The 9,353-nt window shown below is 70.6% G+C and carries 7 protein-coding genes; 3 read left to right on the forward strand and 4 right to left on the reverse strand.

Going from position 1 to position 9,353, the window contains the following annotated elements; genetic code table 11:
- Window positions 1-68: 68 nt before the first annotated feature.
- A complete protein-coding gene (locus ACFPIH_RS40080) occupies window positions 69-2,114 on the forward strand; it encodes a pectinesterase family protein (protein WP_381182855.1) in 2,046 nt (681 codons plus the stop codon).
- Window positions 2,115-2,175: 61 nt separating this feature from the next.
- Window positions 2,176-2,913, forward strand: coding sequence for a response regulator transcription factor (locus ACFPIH_RS40085; protein WP_381182853.1), 738 nt, complete (start codon window positions 2,176-2,178; stop codon window positions 2,911-2,913).
- A 352-nt stretch (window positions 2,914-3,265) separates the two neighbouring features.
- On the opposite strand, the gene ACFPIH_RS40090 is transcribed toward ACFPIH_RS40085, so the two are convergent.
- Entirely contained in the window at window positions 3,266-5,074 is a 1,809-nt protein-coding gene (locus ACFPIH_RS40090) for a bifunctional metallophosphatase/5'-nucleotidase (protein ID WP_381182851.1), read from the reverse strand.
- A 156-nt stretch (window positions 5,075-5,230) separates the two neighbouring features.
- Between ACFPIH_RS40090 and mshD the strand changes: the two genes are divergently transcribed.
- Window positions 5,231-6,157 carry a mycothiol synthase gene (mshD, locus tag ACFPIH_RS40095; RefSeq protein WP_381182849.1) on the forward strand — a complete coding sequence of 309 codons (927 nt, stop codon included), beginning with the start codon at window positions 5,231-5,233 and terminating at the stop codon, window positions 6,155-6,157.
- Between the two features lie 24 nt (window positions 6,158-6,181).
- On the opposite strand, the gene ACFPIH_RS40100 is transcribed toward mshD, so the two are convergent.
- The 3 genes from ACFPIH_RS40100 to ACFPIH_RS40110 all read right to left on the reverse strand — a co-directional run bounded on the left by ACFPIH_RS40100 (window position 6,182) and on the right by ACFPIH_RS40110 (window position 9,353).
- On the reverse strand, window positions 6,182-6,805 hold the full coding sequence (locus ACFPIH_RS40100) for an ABC transporter (protein ID WP_385878604.1): 624 nt from the start codon (window positions 6,803-6,805) through the stop codon (window positions 6,182-6,184).
- 83 nt (window positions 6,806-6,888) lie between these two features.
- The gene (locus tag ACFPIH_RS40105; RefSeq protein ID WP_381182845.1) at window positions 6,889-8,475 is read right to left on the reverse strand and encodes an ABC transporter permease; all 1,587 of its coding nucleotides are present in this window, start codon (window positions 8,473-8,475) and stop codon (window positions 6,889-6,891) included.
- Window positions 8,472-9,353: an ABC transporter ATP-binding protein gene (locus ACFPIH_RS40110; RefSeq protein WP_381182843.1), complete on the reverse strand. Its 882-nt coding sequence runs from the start codon at window positions 9,351-9,353 to the stop codon at window positions 8,472-8,474. The genes ACFPIH_RS40105 and ACFPIH_RS40110 overlap by 4 nt, the downstream gene beginning before the upstream one ends.

A 9,353-nucleotide genomic window follows, 5' to 3' on the forward strand; every position in this document is an offset into this window, starting at 1 on the left:
AACCTTCCCGCCCCCGGCAACGACTACCGATCACCCTCAGCCCACAACTGACCGGATCGGAGTCCCCGTTGACCACGCAGACCCCCCACCGCCGCAGGCGCCGCACGTCGATCGCGGTCGGCGTCCCGCTCGCCCTCACGGGTGCCGGCGTCCTCGCCTACGGCGGCGTCTTCGGCGTCGGCGCACAACAGGCGGCGTCGGCCGCCGCCCCCGCCTGGGCCACCGCCACCGCCGACGGCTTCGCCTCCGTCAACGCGCTCGGGCAGAACGGGACCTACGGCGGCCGGGACGGACAGACGGTCACCGTCAAGACCCTCGCCGACCTCGAGAAGTACGCGACCGCGGCCGAGCCGTACGTCATCGTCGTCGCGGCGACGATCACCATGAACCCGGTGGGGAAGGAGATCAAGGTCCAGTCCGACAAGACGATCATCGGCTCCGGGACCTCCGGGCAGATCGTCGGCGGCGGGTTCTTCCTCGGCCAGGGCGTCCACAACGTGATCATCCGGAACCTCACCATCCGGGACGCGTACCAGGGCGTCTGGAACGACAAGGAGCACGACTACGACGGCATCCAGATGGATGGCGCGCATCACGTGTGGATCGACCACAACGACATCCGGCACATGGCCGACGGCCTCATCGACAGCCGCAAGGACACCAGCTATCTGACCGTCTCCTGGAACAAGCTCAGCCAGGAGAACAAGGCCTTCGGCATCGGCTGGACCGACAACGTCACCGCCGACATCACCATCCACCACAACTGGATCCGCGAGACCGAGCAGCGCAACCCCTCCACGGACAACGTCGCCCACGCGCACCTCTACAACAACTTCCTCGAGGACGTCGCGGGCACCGACATCACGTCGTCGTACGGGAACTACTCGCGCGGCGGGACCAACATGCTGCTGGAGAACTCCTACTTCCAGGGCCTCACCAACCCCGTCGTCAGGGACGCCACCGCCACCGTCGTCCAGCGCGGGAACGTCTTCTCGGGGACCACCGGCAAGAACGAGAGCGGGGGGACGGGCGCCGCCTGGGATCCCAAGACGTACTACCCCTACACCCTCGACAAGGCGGCCGACGTCCCCACACTCCTCAAGTCGGGCGCGGGGCCCCGCAGTTCCCTCGGTACCGCCGCCGCCGTCAAAGCCGCGGCCACCACGCTGACGGTCGCCCAGGACGGTTCCGGCCAGTACAGGACCGTCCAGGCCGCCGTGGACGCCGTACCCGCGAACAACGCCTCCCGGGTGGTCATCTCCGTGAAGCCGGGGACCTACCGGGAGGTCGTGAAGGTCCCGGCCAACAAGCCGCACGTCACGATCCAGGGGTCCGGGGGGAGCCGTAAGGACACCACGATCGTGTACGGGAACGCGGCCGGCATGACCAAGCCCGACGGGTCGGGGACGTACGGCACCCCGGGCAGCGCGACCCTCTCCGTGCAGTCGGACGACTCCCAGGTCCGCAATCTCACCGTCACCAACGACTTCGACGAGGCGGCACACCAGGACATCGCCAACCAGGCGGTGGCGCTGCTGACGCAGGCCGACCGGATCGTCCTCGACGGGGTCATCGTCAACGGCGACCAGGACACCCTGGAGCTGGAGACCGCCGCCAAGGAGAAGGAGGGGCGGGTCTACATCAGCAACTCCTACGTCACCGGCAACGTCGACTTCGTCTTCGGGCGGGCGACGGTCGTCGTCGACAAGTCCGTCATCACGCTGAAGAAGCGCTGGAACGGGACCTCGGCGGGTTACGTGACCGCGCCCAGCACGCCCGCCGGGCGCAAGGGCATCCTCATCAGCCGCTCCTCCATCGGCGGTGACGTGTCCGCGGCGTCCTTCTTCCTCGGCCGCAACTGGCACCCCGGCGGCGACACGACCGTCGACCCGCAGACCACCGTCCGCGACACCACCCTCAGCGCGGCGGTCAAGACCACTCCATGGTCGGACATGGGCGGTTTCTCATGGAAGGACGACCGTTTCGGCGAATACCGGAACACGGGCGCCGGAGCGGGCACCGCGAGCTCCGACCGGCCTCAGCTGACCGCCGCCCAGGCCGCGGACCAGGAGGTTTCGGACTGGCTGGGCGACTGGACCCCGTCGGCCGGCTGATCCCAGCCCAGCCACACCCCGCTGCCAGCTCCGCCACAGCCCTCCGCCCCACCGTGAGGGAATGGTGAACGGAAGTGTGAAGGAGACGGTGACGGCGGGGCGGATTCTGCTCGCCGACGACGACGAGGACATCCGGGAGGGTCTCGGCAGACTGCTGCGCTTCGAGGGCTACGAGACCCTCCTCGCCGACGACGGCCGCCTCGCCCTGGATCTCCTCGGCGCACCCGGCGGCGCCCCCGACCTGGTCCTGATGGACGTCACCATGCCCGGTCTGGACGGCCTGGCCGCGACCCGCCGCATCCGGGCCTCCGGCTGTACCGTCCCGATCCTGATGATCACCGGCCGGGCCGCCGTCGGAGACCGGATCGTCGCCCTCGACAACGGCGCGGACGACTATCTCGCCAAGCCGTTCGCCGTGGAGGAGCTGCTCGCCCGGGTCCGGGCCCTGCTGCGCCGGGCCGCCCGCCGTATGCCGAGCCCGCAGGGGCGGACCGCCGCCGAGCACCTCACCTTCCACGACGTCACCATGGACCTGACCTCCCGGACCGTCACCCGGGCCCTGCGTCCCCTCGACCTCACGCGCACCGAGTACACGCTCCTCGAGTACCTGCTGCGCCACCCCGCCAAGGTCCTCAGCCGCTCCCAGATCCTCCACGACGTCTGGGGCTTCGACTTCGAACCCACCTCCAACACCCTCGACGTCTACGTCATGTACCTCCGCCGCAAACTGGAGCACTACGGCGAACCCCGGCTGATCCAGACGGTGCGGGGGCTGGGTTACATGCTGCGGGCGGGCTGAGGCCCTCGTCGATCACCAGGACGCGGTCGGCGTCGGGGGCCAGCCTGAGGTCATGGGTAATCACGATCGTCGTACGGCCGGACATCAGACGCCGCGGGGGCCGCACGATCTGACGGGCCGCCACCGGGTCGAGGCCGGTGGCCGGTTCGTCGAGGACGAGCGCGGGCCTCGCAGGACGAACGCGTCGCCGACGGCGCGTCGTGCTCACGCAGGCGTAGTGATCGGCCTCGGCGTCCGGGAGAGCCGGCTTCGGGGCAGCCTTGTGGGCCTTCTTGACCGAGGTTCTAGTACGAAGAGGCGGCCACGTCGGTGACGTGGCCGCCTCTGGGCTGTGCTGCGGAAAGGGCTGCCGCTACTGCACGATCGTGATCCGGTTCGCCACCGGCGGGACGATCGGGGTGCCGGCCGAGGAGTTGGCCGTCAGGTACTGCTCCAGGGCGCTGAGGTCGTCGGCGCCGACCAGGTCACCCGTGCCCTGGCCGAGCGTGGTGAACCCGTCGCCGCCGCCCGCGAGGAAGCTGTTCGTCGCGACGCGGTAGGTGGCGGCCGGGTCGATCGCCGCGCCGTTCAGCCTGATGGAGTCGGTGACCACGCGGTCCGCGCCGGTCTTCGTCAGGTCCAGCGTGTAGGCCAGGTTCCCGGACGGCTGGAGGATCTTCGGCGCGCTCGCGTTCGTCCCGCTGACCTGCTCCTTGAGGACCTGGATCAGCTGGGCGCCGGTGAAGTCCTGGAGGTTCACGGTGTTGGAGAACGGCTGCACGGTGAAGCCCTCGGCATACGTCACCACGCCGTCGCCCTCGCTGCCCTTGGCCGCGTAGGTCAGGCCGGCCCGCACACCGCCCGGGTTCATCAGCGCGAGGTCGGTCTCGGCGTCGAGTTCCTTGCCGTACCAGAACTGCGCGTCCGCGATCAGGTCGCCCATCGGGGACTCGGTGCCGGTGTTCGCGACGTCGGCGGAAATGTAGCCGATCGCGCGGTTGCCGATCGGGGCCGCCAGGGTGTTCCACTTGCCGATCAGCTCGGTCATGTCAGGCGCCTTGGCGACGGTCCGGGTGACCACGTGGTTCGCCGTCTTCACCGCCGTACGCGCGATGTCACCGGTGTAGCGGTCGTACGTCAGCGTGGTGTCCGTGTACAGCCGGCCGAAGGACGCGGCCGAGGTGACCGTGCGCGGCTTGCCCGACGGGTCGGGGATCGTGCACGCGTACGCGGCGTGCGTGTGACCGGTGACCAGCGCGTCCACCGACGGCGTGACGTTCTTCGCGATGTCCACGATCGGGCCGGAGATACCGGCGCCCGCGCTCGGGGAGTCGCAGTTGTAGTTGTACGAGCCCGAGGCCGGCAGCCCGCCCTCGTGGATCAGCGCGACGATCGACTTCACGCCCTGCTTCTGCAGCTCCTTGGCGTACTTGTTGATCGTCTCGACCTCGTCCTTGAACTTCAGGCCCTTGACGCCCTCCGCGGACACCACACCCGGGGTGTCCTCCAGCGTCACACCGATGAAGCCGATCTTGACGTCCTTCTTCTTCCAGACGAAGTACGGCTTGAGGATCGGCTTCTTCGTCTTCTCGTCCAGGACGTTCGCCGCCAGGTAGGGGAAGTCGGCACCCTTGAACTTCTTGTTCGTGTAGCAGCCGTCCGTGGGGTGGCAGCCGCCCTTCTGGAGCCGGGCCAGTTCCTTGGCGCCCTCGTCGAACTCGTGGTTGCCGACCGAGGTGACGTCCAGGTCCAGCTTGTTCAGCGCCTCGATGGTCGGCTCGTCGTGGAACAGACCCGAGATCAGCGGGGACGCGCCGACCATGTCGCCGCCGGCCGCCGTGACCGAGTACTTGTTGCCCTTGCGCGCCTCACGCAGATGGGTCGCCAGGTACTCCACGCCGCCCGCGTCGATCGTCTTCGTCGTACCGTCCGCCTGCAGCTCGGTCACCCGGCCGGACGACCCGGACGGGGGCTCCAGGTTGCCGTGCAGGTCGTTGAACGACAGCAGCTGCACGTCCTGGTAACGGCTCGGCAGCGGCTTGCCGTGCTTGTCGTGGCTGCTGTGCGCGTCCGCCGGGATCGCGGCGGCGAGGGCACCCGCGGTGGCGAGCGTGGCAGCGGCCGCGACCAGACGGTACGTACGGCGTCTGTGGCCCGGGTTCGGCTGGGTTGTGGCTGGCATGCGCCCCCCTGTGAATGGCTGAGGTAGGTGGCCCCGTCCGGCGCAGCCTAGAGTCAACGCGCGTAGCACGACAGGGGGTTCTTGGTTACATCCTGGTTTCCCTTTGCCCTCTGCTTTGCCGCACCTTTGTGCGTCCCTCCCCTTACCCTCGTACCCATGACCAGCGACGACACCGCAGGGACCCGCGGCCCCCGCTCCATCGAGACCCTCTCCTCGCTCACCCCCGAACAGACCGAGGCCGTCCTGGACTTGCTCGCGGAGGCCGCCCGCACGGACGGCCAGCAGGCGGTGTCCGAACAGGGCCGGCTCCAGCTCCGCGGCGGCGCCCGCGAGGGCGTCTCCCACCTCGTCCTCACCGTCGGCGACGAACTCGTCGGCTATGCCCAGCTGGAGGACACCGACCCCGTCGAGGCGCCCGCCGCCGAGCTGGTCGTCCACCCCTCGGACCGCGGCCACGGCCACGGCCGCGCCCTCGGCGCCGCCCTCCTCGCCGCCTCCGGCAAGCGGCTGCGGGTGTGGGCCCACGGCGGCCACTCCGCCGCCCGCCACCTCGCCCAGGTCCTCGGACTCACCCTGTTCCGCGAACTGCGCCAGATGCGGCGGCAGTTGGCAGGCCTCGACCTGCCCGCCCCGGCACTGCCCGACGGTGTCCACGTCCGCCCCTTCGTCCCCGGCCGGGACGACTCCGCCTGGCTCGCCGTCAACTCCGCCGCCTTCGCCCATCACCCCGAACAGGGCTCCCTCACCCAGCGCGACCTCGACGACCGCAAGGCCCAGCCCTGGTTCGACCCCGCCGGCTTCTTCCTCGCCTTCCGCGAGGACCGGCTCATCGGCTTCCACTGGACCAAGGTCCACGCCGAGGAACAGCTCGGCGAGGTGTACGTCCTCGGCGTCGCCCCCGGCGCACAGGGCGGCGGACTCGGCAAGTCCCTCACCACGATCGGCCTCCAACATCTCGCGGGGCAGGGGCTGCCGACGGCGATGCTGTACGTCGACGCCGACAACAAGGCGGCGGTGTCGGTGTACGAGCGGCTGGGCTTCGTCACCTACGAGACGGACCTGATGTACCGCACGGAGACGTGAGGCAGGTGGGCCGGTGACCGGGTGTCAGGCGCCGGTCGGGCGGCCATGTCTGCGGCGTTTCAAGGGCTCCGGGGTCCACGCCGTGCATATCGCCAGGGTCAGCAGGAGCAGTACCGCCCATCGGAGGTGCGTCGCCTCCCACCAGCGGTCTTCCGGGGTGGTCAGCAGGCCCCAGCGGCTCGGGACCAGGAACATCACCGCGGCCACCGAGCCCAGCCGGATCGCCGTGTTCCTGCCCACCTCCGCGAAGTCCGTGAAGCGGACGGCGGTCGTGGCGAGGGCGAGCGCGCCGACGGCGGTCGCCGCCGCCTCCAGCGTGACCAAGGCCGCGTGCGGGCGCGCCGCGGACGGTATGAGGAGGACGGCCGTCGTCCACCACACTGCGGCCAGCGGGGCCGCGAGGCCCAGCCGCAGGGCGGTGCGGAGCACACGGCCGACCGGGGCCGCCGCACTGGTGTTACGGGCGGGGTCGTCCAGGAGGAAGGCCAGGCCCAGCGCGCCGACGAGGGCGATGACACGCAGGACCAGCAGGCCCAGCTCCTCGTCGGGGGCCTGGTCCGGCAGCCGGGTGCTGCCCGCGAGCAGCAGGCCCAGCACTCCGGCCGTGGCCAACGCCCGCCGGGGCAGCGTGCGCCACACCGGTCGCACGAGGGACCGGAGCAGGGTGCCAAGATCGTCCCGCCCCGCAGCCTCGCGGGTGTCTGTTTCTGCTCCTGCTGCTGCCTCTGCTTTTACTCGCCGCACTTCTCTGCCTCCTTCGGTTGCTCGACGCCCAGCAGCCGCGCGGCCTGGGCCGTCGTCGTGGCGGCGGAGGTCAGTTCCGTCCAGTGCTCCTTGACCCGGGCGGCCACCTCGGCGTGCGGGCGCTCGAGGAGTTCGTTGACGACCGTGCTCTGATTGGCCGTCATACCGATGCCGTCCGTCGGGGTGAGGAGTAGCCCGGAGCCCTCGGTGCTGTCGTCGAGCCGGACGTTCTGGAACGTCTTCGCCGGCGACGGATCGTTGCCCAGGACCAGCCACATGATGGTCACCATGCGGGCGTCGCACATGTCCTGGAGCACCGACTTCTCCGTACCCGTCACCAGGACCGTGGCGACGCCGACCGCGAACTCGGGAACGCGGTTGCCTCCCCAACGGGTGCCGACGGTGACCTGGCCGGGGGTGGTCGCGGGCTCGATGTAGGTGTCGGCCTCCACGCCGCCGCTGGTGTCGATGCGCTGGCGGACCGTCAGTGCGGTGGTCGCGGCCTTGCCGCCCGCCAGGGACTGGACGCGGTCGACGACTGCCGACCAGTCGTCCCGTACGCCGCTCCACTCGGGGAAGGAGCAGTACTTCGAACCGTCGTACTCGGTGCAGGACTGGACCTTCTCCGGGGTCTCGGACGCCGCCCTGCGCGCCGCCTCCAGGGCCGCCTTGTCGTGCGGCAGCTGTCCGACGACACCGGCCGCGGTGGTCGCGAGGGCGACGGCGGTCACCACCTTCACGGCCCGGGTACGACCGCCGGAACGCAGCAGCGCGACGCAGGCCAGCACGGCGCACAGGCCCAGCAGATACACGGCGTGCCAGCCGGCGGGGCGGCCGAGCAGATCGGCGGGGACCGGGTCGCCCGGGAAGTAGGCCGGGAAGACGAGCGGGGAGAGCCAGCCCCACCACTTGCCCTCCGCTGCGGCGTCGGAGGCGACGACCATCGCCATGTAGAAGGCGATGACGAACACGAGGGGGGCGAATCCCGAGGGCACCAGCCGGGCCAGCAGCACACCGGCGATCCCGGCCAGCATGATCGTCAGGGGGGCGATGGCCAGTTCACCGAGCGAGCCATGGCCGATCGCGCCGGGCTTCAGCGCCTCCCAGAGGTACTCGGCCGCGACCAACAGCGCGGTGAGGGCCGCGTACGGGACGACGGAGAGCACATGGGCGACCGTGCGCCGCCAGGGCTCCATGGCCAGGACGTCGAACTGCTGCGTCGTGCCGTGCTTGCGCGAGCGCAGCACGGCCGCGTTGACGCAGACGAGGACCGCTATGGCGAACAGCAGCGGTTCCGGCTGGGTGGCGCGGTCGACCTGGTTGAGGACCGGGTAGTCGTCCATGCCCTCCTGGAGCGTCATCTGCAGGACGACATAGACGAGGTCGAGGGCGAAGAAGAGCAGGATCTGGACCTGGAACAGCAGCTCACGGGTCTCGAAGCGGGCGAGGGCGAGAAGGGCCCCGGCACGGCGGCGGGTCTCGCCCGGCGAGCCGGAGACGGTGACGGAGGGTTCCTCGGGCGGGGACTGGGGGGCCGTGGACTCGGGCGTCGTCAGGGCCGCGTTGCCGGTCATGCGGAGACCTCCGCGCTCTCGCCGTCCAGGGTGAGCAGGTAGCCGTCTTCCAGCGTGGGGTCCAGGAGTTCGGCGCCCGGGGGCGGGTCACCGATGTTGCGATAGGTACCTGTTCCGGTGCGCCAGCCGGCCAGGGCGCCCGGGTCGCGTTCCGCGCTGCTCCAGACCCGGCCGTCCGCGCGGGCGGTCAGGTCGGCGGGCGTGCCCTCGAAGCGGACGCGGCCGTGGGACAGGACGACGACACGGTGGCAGAGCATCGCCACGTCCTCCGTCTGGTGCGTGGACAGCAGGACCGTCCGGCCCTCGCCCGCCTCGGCGATCAACTCCCTGAACCTCATGCGCTGTTCGGGGTCGAGACCGACCGTCGGCTCGTCCAGGACGAGGAAACCGGGGTCGCCGACCAGCGCGGCGGCCAGGGCGACGCGCTGGCGCATACCGCCGGAGAGCCGCTTGAGGCGCTTGCCGCGCACGTCCGAGAGGTCGACGGCCTCCAGCACGCGCCGCACCTCCTGGTGGCGGGCGGTGCGGTCGGACAGCTCCTTGAGGATCGCCACGTAGTCGACGAACTCGAAGGCCGTGAAGTTCGGGTGGAAGCCGGGCGTCTGGGGCAGGTAGCCGAGCGTGCGGCGCAGGGCGAGGCGGCCGGAGGCGGTGCCGGGGTCGTGCCCCAGGGCCGTGAACTCGCCGCCGTCGGCCGGCACGGCCGTGGCCAGCACCCGCAACAGGGTGGTCTTTCCGGCGCCGTTCGGCCCCAGGAGCCCGGTGACGCCACGCGTCAGCCGCAGCGAGACACCGTCGAGCGCCTGGGTGCCGCCGTAGCGCAGGGCGAGATCGGTTGCCGTCACAGTGGCCGGACCGGCGAGGAATTCGGTGGTCAT

Source organism: Streptomyces vulcanius (assembly GCF_042653945.1).
GTDB lineage: Bacteria > Actinomycetota > Actinomycetes > Streptomycetales > Streptomycetaceae > Streptomyces > Streptomyces mangrovi.